15 protein-coding genes are annotated in these 17,022 nt (G+C 73.3%); 11 read left to right on the top strand and 4 right to left on the bottom strand.

All coding sequences use genetic code 11. The features are described 5' to 3' along the window. The first annotated feature begins 42 nt into the window (after nt 1–42). The 5 genes from ACZ6NC_RS37520 to ACZ6NC_RS37500 all read left to right on the top strand — a co-directional run bounded on the left by ACZ6NC_RS37520 (nt 43) and on the right by ACZ6NC_RS37500 (nt 7,405). Complete coding sequence (locus tag ACZ6NC_RS37520) at nt 43–816, top strand: ABC transporter ATP-binding protein (protein ID WP_465738370.1); 774 nt, start codon at nt 43–45, stop codon at nt 814–816. Further along, a complete protein-coding gene (locus ACZ6NC_RS37515; protein ID WP_465738369.1) occupies nt 813–3,698 on the top strand; it encodes an FtsX-like permease family protein in 2,886 nt (961 codons plus the stop codon). Before ACZ6NC_RS37520 ends, ACZ6NC_RS37515 begins: the two co-directional genes overlap by 4 nt. Nucleotides 3,699–3,831: 133 nt before the next feature. Next, nucleotides 3,832–5,244 (top strand): dipeptidase, encoded by a 1,413-nt coding sequence (locus ACZ6NC_RS37510; RefSeq protein WP_465738368.1) that lies wholly within the window; start codon nt 3,832–3,834, stop codon nt 5,242–5,244. A 69-nt stretch (nt 5,245–5,313) separates the two neighbouring features. Then, nucleotides 5,314–6,255 (top strand): NAD(+) diphosphatase, encoded by a 942-nt coding sequence (nudC, locus tag ACZ6NC_RS37505; protein ID WP_465738367.1) that lies wholly within the window; start codon nt 5,314–5,316, stop codon nt 6,253–6,255. Between the two features lie 289 nt (nt 6,256–6,544). Continuing rightward, complete coding sequence (locus ACZ6NC_RS37500) at nt 6,545–7,405, top strand: GntR family transcriptional regulator (protein WP_465738366.1); 861 nt, start codon at nt 6,545–6,547, stop codon at nt 7,403–7,405. Nucleotides 7,406–7,469: 64 nt separating this feature from the next. Here ACZ6NC_RS37500 and ACZ6NC_RS37495 read toward each other — a convergent pair whose 3' ends face one another. Beyond that, nucleotides 7,470–7,727: a mycoredoxin gene (locus ACZ6NC_RS37495; RefSeq protein ID WP_465738365.1), complete on the bottom strand. Its 258-nt coding sequence runs from the start codon at nt 7,725–7,727 to the stop codon at nt 7,470–7,472. Between the two features lie 191 nt (nt 7,728–7,918). Between ACZ6NC_RS37495 and ACZ6NC_RS37490 the strand changes: the two genes are divergently transcribed. The 4 genes from ACZ6NC_RS37490 (at nt 7,919) to ACZ6NC_RS37475 (ending at nt 11,869) form a co-directional block, all read left to right on the top strand. Then, nucleotides 7,919–10,165: an ATP-dependent DNA helicase UvrD2 gene (locus tag ACZ6NC_RS37490; RefSeq protein ID WP_465738364.1), complete on the top strand. Its 2,247-nt coding sequence runs from the start codon at nt 7,919–7,921 to the stop codon at nt 10,163–10,165. Between the two features lie 293 nt (nt 10,166–10,458). Further along, complete coding sequence (locus ACZ6NC_RS37485) at nt 10,459–10,938, top strand: hypothetical protein (RefSeq protein WP_465738363.1); 480 nt, start codon at nt 10,459–10,461, stop codon at nt 10,936–10,938. Nucleotides 10,939–11,105: 167 nt separating this feature from the next. Beyond that, nucleotides 11,106–11,474, top strand: coding sequence for a WhiB family transcriptional regulator (locus ACZ6NC_RS37480; protein WP_465738362.1), 369 nt, complete (start codon nt 11,106–11,108; stop codon nt 11,472–11,474). Beyond that, on the top strand, nt 11,471–11,869 hold the full coding sequence (locus tag ACZ6NC_RS37475; protein ID WP_465738361.1) for a hypothetical protein: 399 nt from the start codon (nt 11,471–11,473) through the stop codon (nt 11,867–11,869). Before ACZ6NC_RS37480 ends, ACZ6NC_RS37475 begins: the two co-directional genes overlap by 4 nt. Before the next feature lie 85 nt (nt 11,870–11,954). Here ACZ6NC_RS37475 and ACZ6NC_RS37470 read toward each other — a convergent pair whose 3' ends face one another. Then, on the bottom strand, nt 11,955–13,361 hold the full coding sequence (locus tag ACZ6NC_RS37470; RefSeq protein ID WP_465738359.1) for an ABC1 kinase family protein: 1,407 nt from the start codon (nt 13,359–13,361) through the stop codon (nt 11,955–11,957). Between the two features lie 391 nt (nt 13,362–13,752). Between ACZ6NC_RS37470 and ACZ6NC_RS37465 the strand changes: the two genes are divergently transcribed. Further along, entirely contained in the window at nt 13,753–14,349 is a 597-nt protein-coding gene (locus tag ACZ6NC_RS37465; protein ID WP_465738358.1) for a dihydrofolate reductase family protein, read from the top strand. Nucleotides 14,350–14,482: 133 nt separating this feature from the next. On the opposite strand, the gene ACZ6NC_RS37460 is transcribed toward ACZ6NC_RS37465, so the two are convergent. After that, a complete protein-coding gene (locus ACZ6NC_RS37460; protein ID WP_465738357.1) occupies nt 14,483–14,878 on the bottom strand; it encodes a MerR family transcriptional regulator in 396 nt (131 codons plus the stop codon). A 94-nt stretch (nt 14,879–14,972) separates the two neighbouring features. Between ACZ6NC_RS37460 and ACZ6NC_RS37455 the strand changes: the two genes are divergently transcribed. Beyond that, nucleotides 14,973–15,713, top strand: coding sequence for an SDR family NAD(P)-dependent oxidoreductase (locus tag ACZ6NC_RS37455; RefSeq protein ID WP_465738356.1), 741 nt, complete (start codon nt 14,973–14,975; stop codon nt 15,711–15,713). Between the two features lie 84 nt (nt 15,714–15,797). Here ACZ6NC_RS37455 and ACZ6NC_RS37450 read toward each other — a convergent pair whose 3' ends face one another. Further along, nucleotides 15,798–16,886 carry a ThiF family adenylyltransferase gene (locus ACZ6NC_RS37450; protein WP_465738355.1) on the bottom strand — a complete coding sequence of 363 codons (1,089 nt, stop codon included), beginning with the start codon at nt 16,884–16,886 and terminating at the stop codon, nt 15,798–15,800. Nucleotides 16,887–17,022: the final 136 nt, after the last annotated feature.

Raw genomic sequence — 17,022 nt, 5'->3', positions numbered from 1 at the left:
CGGCGGTCAACCCGCCCCGGGCCCACAACAGCAGGGGGAAGTGTGTCCCACACCGATCCGACCAGGAGCGCCACCCAACCGGTGCTGCACCTGGACCACGTCACCCGGGTCCACGGCCAGGGCGCGGCCGAGGTGCAGGCGCTGCGCGGAGTCGACCTGAAGGTCCACCCCGGCGAGTTCGTCGCCGTCATGGGCCCGTCCGGCTCCGGAAAGTCCACCCTGCTGACCCTCGCGGGCGGTCTGGACAGCCCGACCGAGGGCCAGGTCCTGGTCGAGGGCGTCGCCCTCGGCGGCCTCAACCGCAAGAGGCTCGCCGAGGTCCGCCGCCGCTCGGTCGGCTACGTCTTCCAGGACTACAACCTGATCCCGGCGCTCACCGCCGCCGAGAACATCTCGCTGCCCCGCGAGCTCGACGGCCTCTCCGGCCGCGCCGCCCGCCGCGAGGCGATCGCCGCCCTGGAGGAGCTCGGCATCCCCGAGCTCGCCGACCGCTTCCCCGACGACATGTCCGGCGGCCAGCAGCAGCGCGTCGCCATCGCCCGCGCCCTGATCGGCGACCGCCGCCTCGTCCTCGCCGACGAGCCCACCGGCGCCCTCGACTCCACCACCGGCGAGGCCGTCCTCGCCGTCCTGCGCGCCCGCTGCGACGCCGGCGCCGCCGCCATGATGGTCACCCACGAACCCCGCCACGCCGCCTGGGCCGACCGCGTCGTCTTCCTGCGCGACGGCCGCATGGTCGACGAGAGCGTCAGTCAGGACGCGGGCAGCCTGCTCGTCTCCGCGGCCACCAACGCGATGGGCCCGGTGACGGAGTGAGGCTCAGCGCCTGGCGGGTCGCCCTGCGTATCGCCCGCCGTGACGCCCTGCGTGCCAAGGGCCGCAGCGCCCTCGTCGTCGCCATGGTCGCGCTGCCCGTCCTCGGTGTCACCGGCGCCGACGTGGTCTTCCGCAGCGCCGAACTCGACCCCGGCGAGCGGATCGTCCGCACCATGGGCCAGTCCGACGCCGAGATCCGGATGATCGAACGCGGCTCGGTCATCCTGCAGGCACCGGACCCGGACGACTCCTTCAAGCACACGAGCGCCGAGGACGCCAAGAAGCAGGGGGACGGCCAGCCCAAGTTCACGCCCGAGCAGCGCCGCAGCCTCGACACCGAGCCCGCCGAACTCGTCAAGCAGCTGCTCCCGGCCGGCGCCACGCTCGTCCCGGTGCGCCAGGGCCCGTACACCTCCACCAGCACCGCCGAGGGCCTGCTCAGCGTGCAGACCGTCGAGGCCGACCTCAACGACCCGGTCTGGAAGGGCCGGATCAACGTGGTCGAGGGCCGTGCCCCGAGCGCCGGCCACGAGGCCGCCGTCACCCGGGACTTCCTCGACCGCTCCGGCCTCAAGCTCGGCGACCGCACCTCCCCGCGCGGCCTGGAGGCCACCCCCTTCACCATCACCGCTGTCGCCGAGTACCCCGGCGAGCTGAAGGCCACCGGGCTGATAGCCCGCCCCGGCACGCTGGTCGACCAGCTGATGAAGCTGCCCGGCGCCGGCAAGGGCATGGGCCGGTCCGACCTGGGGGAGGAGAGCCGCTGGATGGTCAAGCTCCCGGCCGGGGCCGCGATCGACTGGCCCAAGGTGACGGAGCTCAACAAGTACGGCTTCACCGTCGCCTCCCGCAGCGTCCTGCTCGACCCGCCGGCCCGCTCCGAGGTGCCGCTCTACGCCCACGAGGACCAGGAGAGCGGCGGCACCCGGTACTTCGACAAGACCTCCGTCGTCATCCTCGCCACCGTCGTCGGCATGGCGCTGCTGGAGATCGTGCTCCTCGCGGGCCCCGCCTTCGCCGTCGGGGCGCGGCGCTCCCGGCGCCAGCTCGGACTGCTGGCCGCCGGCGGCGGTGACCGCGCGAACGTCCGCGCGGTCGTCCTCGGCGGCGGCATCGTCCTCGGCGTCACCGGCGCCGCCGTCGGCCTGGCCGTCGGCATCGGCCTGGTCGCGGTGCTCCGCACCCGGGCCGAGGAGTACTCGGGGACGCGGTTCGGGCACTTCGACCTCCAGCCGGTCGACCTGCTCGGCGTCCTCGCCATCGGCCTGGTCACCGGCCTGCTCGCGGCCGTCGTACCCGCCGTCCAGGCCTCCCGGCAGGACGTCGTCGCCGCGCTCACCGGCCGCGACTCGCTCAAGCCGCCGAGCCGCAAGCTCGCCCTGCTCGGCCTGCTGATGCTGGCCGGCGGCGCCGCGCTCGCGCTGCTCGGCGCGACCAGCGGCTTCGGCAACCGCAGCCTGGCCGTGCTCGGCGGCTCGGTGATCGCCGAACTCGGCATGGTCGCCCTGACGCCCTACCTGGTCGGCCTGTTCGGCCGGCTCGGCCGCTGGCTGCCGCTCGGCCCGCGCCTCGCCCTGCGCGACTCGGTCCGTCACCGCGGGCGCACCGCCCCCGCCGTGGCCGCCGTGATGGCCGCCGTCGCCGGCTCCGTCGCCGTCGGCATCTACACCGCGAGCAGCGACGAGCAGAACCGACGGGAGTACATCGCCGCCGGCCCGGCCGGCGCGGTCACGCTGAGCAGCGGCTGGGGCTCGGCCTCCGACGGCAAGCTGCTGCCCCAGCTGCGCGGCGCCGTCGAGACCAGCATCCCCGACCTCGGCCCCCGCGCCGACGTGCAGAGGATCGACCTCCCGGGCGACTGCGACAGCATGCGCACCAGCTGCGGCTACGTCAGCACCGAGATGCCGAAGGAACTGCGCTGCCCGCTGAACGAGAAGGGCAGCGACTCCATCCCCTTCGAGGAGGCCGTCCGGCTCCGCAAGGAGGACGCGCGCTGCAAGGAGGACCGCTCCTACTGGGTCAACCCGTTCAGCGCCGCGATCGCGGGGGACGCCGTCCTGCTGCGCAACCTGTACGGGGTGACCGACCCGGCCGTCGGCCAGGCGCTGGCCGCGGGCAAGGCGGTCGTGTTCGACCCCCGGTACGTCAAGGACGGCAAGCTCATCGTGCGCGTGACCGAGCCGATGGACCAGGCCGCCATGAAGTCGGGGGAGAACCACGAGGCGCCCAGCCACGAGATCGGCGTCGACGCCGTGCTGGCCACCGCGGTGGCCCCGGCCGGCGGCCAGGCCGTGATGAGTCCGGACACCGCCCGCCGGCTCGGGCTGAGCACCAGGGACGCCGGCTCGGTCTGGCTGCCGGCCGGGGCACCGTCCGACAGCGCCGAGCAGAAGGCGGCCGGTGCGATCGACAAGCTCGCCGACGGCACCCGGTTCAACGTCGAGCGCGGCTACCAGTCCAACGGCGACCTGGTCAGCCTCGGCCTGACCGGCTTCGCCGCCCTGGTCGCGCTCGGCGCGGCCGGCATCGCCACCGGCCTCGCCGCCGCCGACTCGCAGCGCGACCTGACCACCCTCGCGGCGGTCGGCGCGGCGCCGCGGATCCGCCGCACCCTCTCCGGGTTCCAGTGCGGGGTGATCGCGGCGATGGGCGCCGTGCTCGGCGTCGCCGCCGGGGTCGTGCCGGCGGTGGCCCTGCGCAAGGTGGAGGGCGTGGCGGTCTCCTACCCGGGGATGCCCGCCGATGAGCTGGCCGACCGGAGCGTCATCGTCTTCCCGTGGCTCAACGTCGGGGTCACGGTGGTCGTCCTGCCGCTGCTCGCGGTGGGGCTGGCAACCGTGCTCACCCGCTCGCGGATCTCACTGCTGCGCCGCTCCGGCTGACGCACCGCTCCGCCTCCGTCACCTCCGGCCGCCCTCGTGCGCGGCCGGAGGTGACGGAGGTTACAGGCCCGTCGTTGACCGGTGGCCGGACGACCGGGGCGGGCACCCGCATGGGCGAACTAAAGTCGTCCGTATGACGAGAACCCCGGACAGCGTCGTCCGCTCCTTCATCGACCAGCACCAGGCCGCCTTCCTGGCCGACCTCTCCGACTGGCTCGGCATCCCCTCGGTCTCCGCCGACCCCGGCCGGGCCGGCGACGTCCGCCGCTCCGCCGAGTGGCTGGCCGCGAAGCTGAGCGAGACCGGCTTCCCGGTGGCGGAGGTCTGGGAGACGGACGGCCTGCCGGCGGTGTTCGCCGAGTGGCCGTCCGGGGACTCGTCCGCGCCGACCGTGCTGGTGTACGGGCACCACGACGTGCAGCCCGCCGCGAAGGAGGACGGCTGGGCCACCGAGCCGTTCGAGCCGACCGTGGTCGGCAAGCAGCTGTTCGCCCGTGGTGCCGCCGACGACAAGGGCCAGGTGTTCTTCCACACCCTCGGTGTCCGCGCCCACCTGGCCGCCACCGGGCGGACGGCGCCGGCCGTCAACCTCAAGCTGCTGATCGAGGGTGAGGAGGAGTCCGGCTCGCCGCACTTCGCCGACCTGGTCCGCCGGGAGGCCGGGCGGCTGGCCGCCGACGTGGTGATCATCTCGGACACGGGCATGTGGTCGGAGACCACGCCGACCGTCTGCACCGGCATGCGCGGCCTGGCCGACGCCCAGATCGACCTGTACGGCCCGGACACCGACATCCACTCCGGCTCCTTCGGCGGCGCCGTCCCCAACCCGGCGGCGGTCGCGGCCGAGCTGGCCGCCGGGCTGCACGACGCCGACCGCCGGGTGGCGGTCCCGGGCTTCTACGACGGTGTGATCGAGCTGACCGAGCGCGAGCGCGAGCTCTTCGCCGAGCTGCCCTTCGACGAGGCGCAGTGGCTGGAGGTCGCCAAGTCGTACGGCACCCTGGGTGAGGCCGGCTACTCCACCCTGGAGCGGATCTGGGCCCGGCCGACCGCCGAGGTCAACGGCATCTGGGGCGGCTACACCGGCCCCGGCGGCAAGACCATCGTGCCGTCCTCCGCGCACCTCAAGCTCTCCTTCCGGCTGGTCGCCGGCCAGGAGGTGGAGAAGGTCCGGGAGGCAGTCCGGGAGTGGGTGGCCGCGCGGGTGCCCGAGGGCATCCGGTACGAGCTGGTGTTCCCGGGTGCGACCCGGCCCTGCCTGACCCCGCTGGACCACCCGGCGCTGCAGTCCACCGTCCGGGCGATGGGGCGGGCGTTCGAGCAGAAGATCCTGTTCACCCGTGAGGGCGGTTCCGGCCCGGCCGCCGACCTGCAGGACGTGCTCGGCGCGCCGGTGCTCTTCCTCGGCATCTCGGTGCCCTCGGACGGCTGGCACTCGGTCAACGAGAAGGTCGAGCTGGATCTCCTGGCCAAGGGTGTGGAGACGGCCGCCTACCTCTGGGCCGACCTGGCCGAGAACTGGCGGCCGGGCGGCGAAGGTGCCTGAGGGCGCCGCCGCCCGTCCCGGCGGGCAGACCACCGATCCAGACGACTCATCACGTGGGGATGGAACGAAGTGAGCACCGTGCCTGAGACCGAACGCCCGAGCAACCTGGCACTGGCCCGGGCCGGGGTGGACCGGGCAGCCCAGCACCGGTTCGACGAGCCCTGGCTGGCGGCCGCCTGGAGCCACCCGACCACCCAGGTGCTGCCGATCGCCGGCGGCGAGGCGTTCGTGGTGGACACCGGGAGCGGCACCGAGCTGGTCCTGCTGCCCTCCTTCGAGGCGCCGCAGACCGGGGACCGCTACTTCCTCGGCACCGACGAGGACGGCGTCTCGTACTTCGCGCTGGCCGGCGAGAGCCTGCCCGGCCGACTGGACGGCGACGCCCGTCCGGCCGGGCTGCGCGAGGTCGGAGCGCTGCTCTCCGACCGGGACGCCGGGCTGCTGGTGCATGCCGTCGCGCTGGAGCACTGGCACCGGCTGCACAGCTTCTGCTCGCGTTGCGGGCACCCGACGGAGAAGGCCGGGGCGGGCCACGTCCGGCGTTGCACCTCCTGTGCGGCCGAGCACTACCCGCGCACCGACCCGGCGGTGATCATGATGATCACCGACGAGCAGGACCGCTGCCTGCTCGGGCGCCAGGCGCTCTGGCCCGAGGGGCGCTGGTCGACCCTGGCCGGCTTCGTCGAGCCGGGGGAGTCGATCGAGCAGGCGGTGGTCCGCGAGGTCTTCGAGGAGGCCGGCGTGAAGGTCGCCGAGGTGTCCTACGTGGCCAGCCAGCCGTGGCCGTTCCCGTCCAGCCTGATGCTCGGCTTCATGGGCAAGGCCCAGCCGGACGGCACGGCGATCACGGTGGACGGCGAGGAGCTGGCGGAGGCCCGCTGGTTCTCCCGGGAGGAGCTGCAGGCCGGCATGGCGGCGGGCGAGATCCTGCCGCCGTCCGGGATTTCGATCGCCCGTCACCTGGTCGAACTCTGGTACGGCGGTCCGCTGCCGTCGGCGGCGCGCTGGTAATTCTGCCGAATGGGGGCGTGCGGCATATTGCCGTGCGCCCCCATTTCTCTTTCGTGCCCTCTTTCGCCTCGGCTTCCCGGTGGCCTTCATCGGCTGAACGGGTGATCAATACCGATTTCCCGCAGGTCGGGCGCTCTGATGTTCGTATCCGGAGGGGCCCTGTCCGGGCGCTCCTCCACCGCCCGGGCCGGGTCCACCGCCGGCCGCCCGGGGGCGGCCGAGACCGATGCGCGCCGACATTGACCGAATCGGCTGAAACGGTGTCACCGCCCTCGCTACATTCACTCGGGTGACAATCCCACGGGGCACCGCCCAATCCCCCAAATACCAGCGCCTCGCCGCCGATCTGCGCCGCCGGATCGCCGAGGGCGAGTTCACCGCCCAGGCCGCGCTGCCGGTCGAGAGCGAACTGGAGCGCCAGTACGGAGTCGCCCGCAACACCGTCCGGCTGGCCGTCGACGTCCTGGTCAACGAGGGCCGGCTGGTCCGTCTCCAGGGCAAGGGCACCTACCTGCGGGAGCACCCCGTCCTGGACCACCGCGCCTACGGCCCCACCCCGCCGACCGCGCCGCGCGAGCACCGGGCCGGGCCGCGGGACTGCCTGGCCGTACCCACCACCGTCTACCTCGGCGAGGCCGCCGAGGCCGGCCGGGAGCTCACCGTCGACTTCGAGATGATGATCGTCCGGGCCCGGGTCGACATCGCCGAGCGGCTCGGACTGCGGCCCGGCGAGGCCATCGTGGTCCGCCGCCAGCTGCGGCTGCTCGACCGCGAGCCGTACTCGATCGAGGAGAGCCACTACCGGGCCGGGCTCGCCGCCGGCACCCCGCTGATGGAGCCCGACCAGATCGACGGCGGCGACGAGGCGGTGCTCGCCGCGCTCGGCCGCACCGAGGTCGGCGCCGTCGACCACCTGGTGGCCCGGATGCCCGGCCCCGAGGAGGCGCAGTGGTTCCAGGGCGGCCCCGGGGTGCCGCTGATGGTCCAGACCCGGGTGACGTACGACCGGCGCGGGCCGGTCCGGGTCATCGAGACCCGCTACTCGGCCGACCGCAGCCGGCTGGTCTACGGCGTGGGCGACCTCGCCGCCCGCGCGCTGCTGCCCGCCCCCGCGGCGCCCGTCGACCCGGCCCGGGCCGACGCGCCGTGACGCGCCGGCCCGGGCCTCGGCACGGGGCCCGGGCGTACGCCGGGAGCCGGGCGGCAGCCTCGGGTCAGGCCACCAGGGCCTTCTTGACCTGCATCAGGCTCGGGTTGGTCATCACGACCTGCTCGCCGCCGCCCTCCGGCTTCACCAGCACCGTCGGCACCGTCTGGTTGCCGTTGTTGACCGACTCGACGAAGGACGCCGACGCCGGGTCCTCCTCGATGTTGATCTCGGTGTAGCCGATGCCCTCACGGTCCAGCTGGCTCTTGAGTCGGTTGCAGTAGCCGCACCAGGTCGTGCTGTACATCGTGACGCTGCCGGACATCGAGGGGGCTCCTTCGGGAAAGGGGGCGTGCGGTCTCAGGAGAGAACGCCCGCAGTGCATCGGTCATTCCGCGGCCGCCCGGCGTGAGAGCGACCTCGCGCGCCCGGCCGCGCAGCGATCATCCTGCGATCACACCGCACCTGTGGACAACTCCGCCCGGGTTGTCGCACCGGGCTGAGAAGATGGAACGCATGCAGGAAGACCTCTTGAGCGGCAGCCCGTACGACAGCTACCCGGCGGGCCACCCGACCGCGTCGGGCCCCGACGCGGTGCTCGCCGGGCTCGACCCCGAGCAGCGGGCCGTCGCCACCGCCCTGCACGGGCCCGTCTGCGTCCTCGCCGGCGCCGGCACGGGCAAGACGCGCGCCATCACCCACCGGATCGCCTACGGCGTGCGCAGCGGCGTCTACCAGCCCGCCCAGGTCCTCGCCGTCACCTTCACCGCCCGCGCCGCCGGCGAGATGCGCGGCCGGCTGCGCGAGCTCGGTGCCGAGGGCGTCCAGGCCCGCACCTTCCACTCCGCCGCACTGCGCCAGCTCCAGTACTTCTGGCCGCGCGCCGTCGGCGGGCCGGTGCCGCAGCTGGTGGAGCGCAAGGTCCAGCTGGTCGCCGAGTCCGCCGGCCGCTGCGGCCTGCGGGTCCAGCGCACCGAGCTGCGCGACCTCACCGCCGAGATCGAGTGGGCCAAGGTCACCCAGATCGGCCCCGACGACTACCCCGCCGCGGTCCAGAAGTCCGGCCGCGAGGCCCCGCGGGACCCTGCCGAGACCGCCCAGGTCTACCGCGTCTACGAGGAGACCAAGAGCCGCCGCGGCGTCATCGACTTCGAGGACGTCCTGCTGCTGACCGCCGCCATCCTGGAGGACCGGCCGGACATCGCCGACCAGGTCCGCGCCCAGTACCGGCACTTCACCGTCGACGAGTACCAGGACGTCTCGCCGCTCCAGCAGCGGCTGCTCGACCGGTGGACGGGCCCCGGCGGCGGCGCCAGCCTCTGCGTGGTCGGCGACGCCAGCCAGACCATCTACTCGTTCACCGGCGCCACCCCCGACTACCTGCTGAACTTCCGCAGCCGCCACCCCGAGGCGACGGTCGTCAAGCTGGTCCGCGACTACCGCTCCACCCCGCAGGTCGTCCACCTCGCCAACGGGCTGCTCGCCCAGGCCCGCGGCGAGGCCGCCCGGCACCGGCTCGAACTGATCTCCCAGCGCGAGGCCGGCCCCGAGCCGGTCTACGCCGAGTACGAGGACGAGCCGACCGAGGCCGAGACCACCGCCCGCCGGATCCAGGAGCTGCTCGCGGCCGGCGTGCGGGCCAGCGAGGTCGCCGTGCTGTTCCGCACCAACGGCCAGTCCGAGGTCTACGAGCAGGCGCTCGCCGACGTCGGCGTCTCCTACCAGCTCAAGGGCGCCGAGCGGTTCTTCGAGCGGCCCGAGGTGCGCGACGCCGGGGTGCTGCTGCGCGGCGCCGCCCGGGCCGGCTCCGACCCGCTCACCGACGGTGCCCCCGGCCTCGCCGCGCAGGTCCGCGCGGTGCTCGCCACCCGCGGCTTCACCCCCGAGCCGCCGGCCGGCTCCGGCGCGGTGCGCGAGCGCTGGGAGTCGCTGGCCGCGCTGGTCCGGCTCGCCGAGGAGTTCGAGCGCACCCGCACCGCTGCCGGGGAGAGCGCCGACCTCGCCGCGTACGTCGCCGAGCTGGACGCCCGGGCCGCCGCCCAGCACGCCCCCGCCGTCGAGGGCGTCACGCTGGCCTCGCTGCACGCCGCCAAGGGCCTGGAGTGGGACGCCGTCTTCCTGGTCGGCCTCACCGAGGGCACCATGCCGATCATCTACGCCAAGACCGACGAGCAGGTCGAGGAGGAGCGCCGGCTGCTGTACGTCGGCGTCACCCGTGCCCGCAAGCACCTCTCGCTCTCCTGGGCGCTCTCCCGCTCCCCGGGCGGCCGGGCCAGCCGCAAGCCCACCCGCTTCCTGGACGGGCTGCGGCCGGGCTCCGGCGCACCGGGCGCGCGCGCCGGGAGCCGCGGCGGGCGCGGCGGCGTCGAGCCGGGCGAGCGCTCGGCCGGGCGGCGGGTCCGCGGGCCGGTCAAGTGCCGGGTCTGCGAGCGGGTGCTCACCGAGGCGGTGGAGCGCAAGCTGCGCCGCTGCGAGAGCTGCCCGTCCTCGATGGACGAGGCGCTGTACGAGCGGCTGCGCGAGTGGCGGGCCGGGCAGGCCAAGAAGCAGGGTGCGCCGGCCTACGTCGTCTTCACCGACGCGACGCTCATGGCGATCGCCGAGGACGTCCCCTCGACCCGGCAGGAGCTGGCGGTGATCTCGGGGGTCGGCGCGATGAAGCTGGACAAGTACGGGGCCGCCGTGCTGTCGTTGTGTGCGGGGGAGGAGCCCGAGGAGGATCCGGTCGACGTCGAGGACGGCGATCCGGGCGAACCGGCCTGAGCCGGTCCGGGGCGGTGGGAGCAGGCGCTTCGAGGCGCTTCGGAACTCGTCGGGGAACTCGCCGGAAAAATAGTTTGCGCGCTGTACCGGGAGCGCAATAGCCTGCCGGAGCGGTCAAGGGGACGCGAACGCACGGGGTGACGCCTGTGCCGTGTTCTCCTGCGCCCAAAGCGTGCACCGCACCATTCAGCTCCATCTGCACCACGCTTCACCTGCACCACCGAGACAGACATCCGAACAGTTCGGAGCCCGGGAGACCAGGCTCCGCGAGACGCCGAGAGGAGGCGAAGACAGTGGAAACCATCATGATCACCAAACTGACTGGCCAGACCGTCGCCGCTGCCTCCCTGCGTGCCGCCCGCCTGCGGGCCCTCGCCGAACTGGGCGGAGCCGGTCTGGGTCTCGACGCCACCGGTGTCTCCGTCGTCCCCGCTTCCCTCGGCTCCGCTGTCAGTGGTCTTGGACACACTGATCTCTGCGGCACGGGCCTCAGGGGCGGTATCGACGGCACCTCTGTCGAGACCGGTCTGTCCCGTGACTGGGCGTCGGTCAGCACGTCGCGCTCCCTGCGTGATGAGCGACCGACCCAGGCACCGAAGGCGGCCGTAGCCGCTGCCATTCATGGCGGCTATGCGCAGGTCATCGGTGCCGGAAACGCCCAGAAGCAGAACGAGCAGCAGATCGACAAGCAGGCCATGGCCGCCTTTACCGGCGCCACGGCCATCCGGATGCGGGCCTTCCGCGGGCCTGAACCCTGGAGAGAACGAACCTGAGTCAGCCTCAGGTCGGCACTCCAGGGCCGCGGAACCCGTCACACCGGGATCCGCGGCCCTTCTGTTTTGTCCGGTACGCAAGACCACCCAGGCCCCCCGGGGCCTCCGGCCCAGCCCCACCAGTCAGCTGAGCCGGACCCACTGAGAAGACGAGGAAGACGCCCACAGTGTCCACGGTCATCACGCCGCCCATCCCGTCCGTACCGCCGACAGACCAGACCACCAAGGCCGACCAGGCCGACCCCCCGGAGGTATCCCTGATGCAGTTCACCTCGATCGACCAGGCTGAGGCGCTCGGTCTTCCCATCCCGTGCCGCGCCTTCGACCCCGAGGTCTTCTTCGCCGAGACGCCCGCCGACGTCGAGTACGCGAAGTCCCTCTGCGGCACCTGCCCGGTCAAGGAGGCCTGTCTGGCCGGCGCGCTGGAGCGCCGCGAGCCGTGGGGCGTCTGGGGTGGCGAGCTCTTCGTCCAGGGCGTCGTCGTGGCCCGCAAGCGGCCGCGTGGCCGTCCGCGCAAGACCGAGGTCGCAGCGTGAACCCCGCGCTCGGAGCCAAGGCCGTCCGCCGGGGAGAGCAGCCCCCGCTGGACAGCGTCCTTCGCCGCTCCGTGCGAACCGCCGCCGCCAAGGCTGACGCAGCCCGCACCGTCCACTTCCCAACGTCGCACCACGAGCAGGACCACCACATGACCGCCGCCGCCATCGACCCGACCGTCCGCGCCGAGCAGACCAACGAACTTCAGATCCAGAACAGGACCCTCGAAATGCAACTTCTCCACGAATCCCTGGCCCGGGCGCATATGCAAGAGCGCCTCCAGGAGGCCGAGCACGAACGCCTCGTCTCCCGGGTCGCCAAGGCCCAGCGGCTCAAGCAGAAGGCCGAGCGGGCCTCGCTGCGGGCCCGCAAGGCCATCGCCGTCGCACTGATGTAGGCGCCGGCGCAGTACCGCTTCACCCCCGTCGTGCCGCAGGCCGCCCCCCGAACCGGGGAGCGGCCTGCGGCCGTTGGGGCCCGACTCAGCCCTTCTTCGCCGTCGCGGTCTTCTCGGCCGTTCCGCGCTTCTTCGGCGACACGGGCTGCACCTGCCCGGCGGGCTGCTCCGCGAACTCCGGGAGCCACCGCAGCATCTCCGCCCGGAACGGCGCCTTGGCGCCCAGCTGGCAGAGCACCCCGATGGTGCTCAGCGTGACCCGGTGGATCAGCAGGTACGCCGGGGGCAGGTTGAGCTGCTTGCCCAGGTTGTAGGCGGGCGAGCGCGGATCGGCGATCCGGGCCGCCTGCGCCCGCATCCAGGCCCGGGTGAAGTGGAAGGTGTCCACCGCGGCCGGCTCGATGATCGGCACCAGGTAGTCCAGCACCGCGGCCGGGTCCAGCTCGATCGAGGGCTTGACGAAGCCCTCCTCGCGCAGCATCTCCAGCACGCCCGCCGCGTCACCGGCCAGCGCCATCCGCAGCGAGGCCCCGATCGGCGCGGGCAGCCCGCCCGGCAGCCGGTCGACGGTGCCGAAGTCCAGCACGCCGAGCCGCCAGCCGGACGCCGGCCCGTCGTCCTTCAGCAGCCGGAAGTTGCCCGGGTGCGGGTCGGCGTGGAGCAGGCCGGTCCGCGACGGGCCCGCGAACAGGAACCGGGCCAGCAGCTTCCCGGCCCGGTCGCGCTCCTCCTGGGTGCCGTCCGCGATCACCTCGGCCAGCGGGGTGCCGTCCATCCACTCGGTGACCAGCACCTGGTCGGCCTGTGCCACCACGCCGGGCACCGCGATGTCCGGATCGCCCGCGAACTCCTCGGCGTGCCTGCGCTGGGCCTGCGCCTCCAGCTCGTAGTCCAGCTCCTCCGAGACGCGCTCGCGCAGCTCGATGATCAGTGGCTTGATGTCCAGGCCGGGGACGAGCGGGCCGAGCAGCCAGGCCACCCGGCTCAGCTGGGAGAGGTCCGCCAGCAGCGCGTCGCCCGCGCCCGGGTACTGGACCTTGACCGCCACCTCGCGGCCATCGTGCCAGACCGCCCGGTGCACCTGGCCGATCGACGCGGCGGCGGCCGGCCGGTCGTCGAACTCCCGGAACAGCTCGCGCCAGTTCTCGCCGAGCCGCTGGGCGAGCGCCGTGTGCACCTTGGCCGCGGGCATCGGGGGAGCGGCGTCCTGCAGCTTGGTCAGCGCGGCCCGGTACGGCCCGGCGACCTCCTCCGGCAGTGCGGCCTCGAAGACGGACAGCACCTGCCCGAACTTCATCGCCCCGCCCTTGAGCTCGCCCAGGACCTTGAACAGCTGGTCCGCGGTGGCCTGCTGGAGCTCGGCCGTCACCACCTCGGCCGAGCGCCCCCCGATCCGCTTGCCCAGCCCGAGCGTGGCCCGGCCGGCGATCCCCAGCGGCAGGGCGGCGAGTCGTGCCGTGCGGGTCACTGCCTTGCGCGGAAGATCGCTCACCCGGGTCTCCAATTCACACGCCGTCGGCACCCCGCCGTCGGGGGCCGGCCGTCACTACGCCATTGTGCCCGTTCGTCACCCCGGCCCCGGCCGCATTTCCTGACCCGTTCGGCGCGGCCCGCCCGGCCGGGCCGGCGCCGGCGTCGACGCCGTCAACGGCGCCCTCATCGGAGCGCCCGCCATCGGCCGGGGCCGGTGTGCTCTCCGGCATCGGCGGGTCCTCCTGGTCGGTGTGCCCGGGGGCTTTGACCGTTCCCGCGGCGGCAATCCGCCCAACACCCCGCCGTGTGATGCAGGTCACGAAAAAGAAGTCCGGTGGGAGCGATGATTTCCGGGCGGCGCGACGGTCTCTATTGCCGTAAACCCGAAGCGAGAGAGAAGCGAGCCCCCCATGCGCATCGTGATCAGTGAGTTCATCAGCCTCGACGGCGTCGTGCAGGCACCCGGCGGCCCGCAGGAGGACACCGACGGCGGCTTCGCCCACGGCGGTTGGACGCACCCGTTCTTCGACCCGGAGGTGATGGGTGGTGCCATCGGCGAGGCGATGGCCAGCACCGAGGCCCTGCTGTTCGGCCGCCGCACCTGGCAGACGATGGCCGCGGCGTGGCCCGAGCGCGCCGGCGACCCGTTCGCCGACCAGATGAACGCCATCCGCAAGTACGTGGTGACCGGGACGCTCGCCGACTCCGAGCTGACCTGGAACAACACCACCCGCATCGCCGGCGACGAGGCCGTCGACCGCATCCGCGAGCTGCGCGCGGCCGACGGTGGCGACCTGTCGGTCATGGGCAGCCCCACCCTTGTGCGCGCCCTGCTGGGCGAGGGCCTGTTCGACGAGTTCCGCCTCATGATCATGCCGGTCGTCCTCGGCGGCGGGAAGACGATCTTCCCGGCCGACGGCACGCTCCGCACCCTTGAGCTGGTCTCCACCGTCACCAGCAAGACCGGCGTCAACATCTGCACCTACCGTCCGGTCGCGAAGTCCTAGCCGGGGGCCGGTGATCAGTCCCCGGGGGTGGCGACAGGGCGTGGCGCGGCCGGCAGCCGCCCCGCTGTCGTGAGCGACCGCCACCCCCGTGGGGCGCTACTCCCTGTCGGTCCGTTACTCCCGGTGGGGGCGCTCAGTGTTGACGCGCGAGTGAGGCCGGGCCGGTGGTAGTGCTCTCCGACGCCGTATCGATCACTTCGTCCAGGACATCGCGGGAGCGGACCAGATCGGTGATCATGCGGTTGATGCGATCGCGCTCCGCGGTGAGTTCGTCGACCAGCTCCGGGGTCGCGATCTCGTTCGGACGGCCGTCCGCATCCCTCATGCAGGGCAGTAGTTGGGCGATCTTTCTGCTGTTCAGGCCTGCGGCATAGAGCGTCTGGATGCGTACGACGCGGTCGACCGCCCAGTCGCCGTAGTCACGGTGGCCGCCGGGGGTGCGCTCCGCGCGCAGCAGTCCCTGTGTCTCGTAGTAGCGCAGCGAACGCTCACTCACCCCGCTGGCCCGGGCCAGCTCACCGATCCGCATCCCTCACCCCGCATGACGACGACTTGAACCTGACGCTGGTGTCAACTTCTACCATGCCGGCATGACGAGCACACCGGCTACGGAGGAAGCAACGATGAGCGACCTGACCGGCAAGGTAGCGCTGGTGACCGGGGGCAGCCGCGGGATCGGCGCGGCGATATCGAAGCGGTTGGCCGACGCGGGGGCGGCGGTCGCGCTGACCTACGTCCAGGCGGCGGACCAGGCGCGCGAGGTCGCCAAGCAGATCGAGGCGGATGGCGGCAGGGCCACGGTCATCCAGGCCGACCTGGCCCAACCGGACGCCGCGGCACAGGCGGTGGAGCGGACGGTGCGGGAGCTGGGCCGCATCGACATCCTGGTGAACAACGCGGGCTTCCTCACCTACGGCCCGCTCGCCGAGGTGTCCGCCGCGGAACTGGACCGGGTGCTCGCCGTGGACGTCCGGTCGGTGTTCCTGGCCGCCCAGGCCGCCGCCCGGCACATGGGCGACGGCGGACGGATCATCAGCATCGGGTCGTGCTTCAACGGCCGCGTTCCCGGCTCGAACTTCGTCCTGCAGGCGATGGCCAAGTCCGCGCTCATCGGGCTGACCAAGGGACTTGCCCGGGAGCTGGGGCCGCTCGGGATCACCGCCACCATCGTGGACCCGGGCCCGATCGACACCGACATGAACCCGGCCGACGGCGAGAGCGCCGCCTTCCAGCGCTCCCTCACCGCTCTGGGACGCTACGGCGAGGCCGAGGACGTCGCCGCCGCGGTGGCCTACCTGGCGGGGCGCGGCGGCCGCTACGTCACCGGCACCGCCCTCGCGGTGGACGGCGGGTACACCACCTGAGGGAGGGTCCACCACCTGACGCCGGTCCACCACCTGACGACGAGCCGCCCAACTGACCTACTCGACCGGCCGGTTGGCTCAGCCTCACCCCGGTGGCAGCGGCTGCCAGAGACAGCCGCAGTCCGGGTGCCCCTTCAGCCGCAGACGGCGGGTCATCCCGTCCGCGGCGGAGACCTCGCACCAGCCGTCCACGCTCGGCGGCCGGATGCCGTCGAGGTGGAGCTGGACGTGGAGGGCGGCGAGGCCGGCGACGGTGGTGGCCAGGGCGGTGTCGCCGGCCGGGGTGCGGGCCCGGCCGGGGCCGTCGTCCGCGAGCTGGGCGAGCACCCGGGGCCAGGCGGCGTCCTCGTCCTCCCGGGCCAGCACCAGGCAGTGGCCGCAGGCCGAGGCGCCTGGGAGCACCAGTGGGCCGACCACGCCGATCTCCTCGACCACTCCGACATACAGGTGGGGGATCCCGGCGCGCAGCAGCTCCCTGGCCGCGTACGTGCCGCCGGCGAAGGCGCCGCTGCCGTCCCGGGGCGCCAGCACCACCAGGTCGGGCGGCCGCCGCTCCTGGCTGCGACGCGCGTTCGGCACGAGCCGTCGGCCGGACGCCCGGTGGACGGCCTCACCGGCGGCGGTGGTGCGCAGCCGCCCGACGTCGGAGGGCGGCAGCCCGGCGGGGGAGCAGTCGCCGGGGCTGACCCGGCCGTTGTCCGTGACCCTGACCGTGCCCGTGCCGCCCGCCGCGAGGACGGCGGCGATCGCGGCCCCGACCCGGCCGGCGCCGCGGACCTCGATCCGCCGGTCGGCCCGCCGGGCCAGGACGGCGGGCCCGGCGCCGGGGCCGGAGTGGACGAGGGAGAGCGAGGCGAGGTCGGGCCCGAGCAGCTCGCGCAGCGGCTGCGGGAAGCCGGCCAGGGCGGCGCCGGTGGCGTCGGCGTCGTCGAGCAGCCCGGTCTGTTCCAGCGTGTCGAGCAGCGTCTCGGCGGGCTCGCGCCCGAGGCCGACCCGCTCGCCGGCCTCCAGCAGCGAGGGCCGGTCGCGCGTCCCGTCGAGCAGCCCGAGGAAGTCGCAGAGGGGCTTGTCCGCATGTTCGAGTACCCCGGCGAAGCGCTGGACGGTACCGAACTGCAAGGTCTCGGAGTCCCGCCAGCTGCGGGAGAGAGCGGGCTTCAGCAGAAGGCGCACGGCAGATATCCCTTCCGATCGTTTCCGGACGGCTGACGGCAGCATGCCGGATCGGCCGGACATCGTGCGGCGCGTTGTCCACAGGCACGGCCTCATGATCGGATGATCTGTTCGCACGCCCTGTGGATAACTTGTC

The sequence above is a fragment of the Kitasatospora sp. NPDC041988 genome (genome assembly GCF_055588525.1).
This window is presented reverse-complemented; position numbering and strand designations above follow the sequence as displayed.

Bases quoted from the DNA above. Each gene is read 5' to 3' on its own strand.
- ACZ6NC_RS37510 (WP_465738368.1), top strand. From the start codon at position 3,832: ATGACGAGAACCCCGGACAGCGTCGTCCGCTCCTTCATCGACCAGCAC.
- ACZ6NC_RS37495 (WP_465738365.1), bottom strand. From the start codon at position 7,727: ATGTCCGGCAGCGTCACGATGTACAGCACGACCTGGTGCGGCTACTGC.
- ACZ6NC_RS37490 (WP_465738364.1), top strand. From the start codon at position 7,919: ATGCAGGAAGACCTCTTGAGCGGCAGCCCGTACGACAGCTACCCGGCG.
- ACZ6NC_RS37465 (WP_465738358.1), top strand. From the start codon at position 13,753: ATGCGCATCGTGATCAGTGAGTTCATCAGCCTCGACGGCGTCGTGCAG.
- ACZ6NC_RS37460 (WP_465738357.1), bottom strand. From the start codon at position 14,878: ATGCGGATCGGTGAGCTGGCCCGGGCCAGCGGGGTGAGTGAGCGTTCG.
- ACZ6NC_RS37455 (WP_465738356.1), top strand. From the start codon at position 14,973: ATGAGCGACCTGACCGGCAAGGTAGCGCTGGTGACCGGGGGCAGCCGC.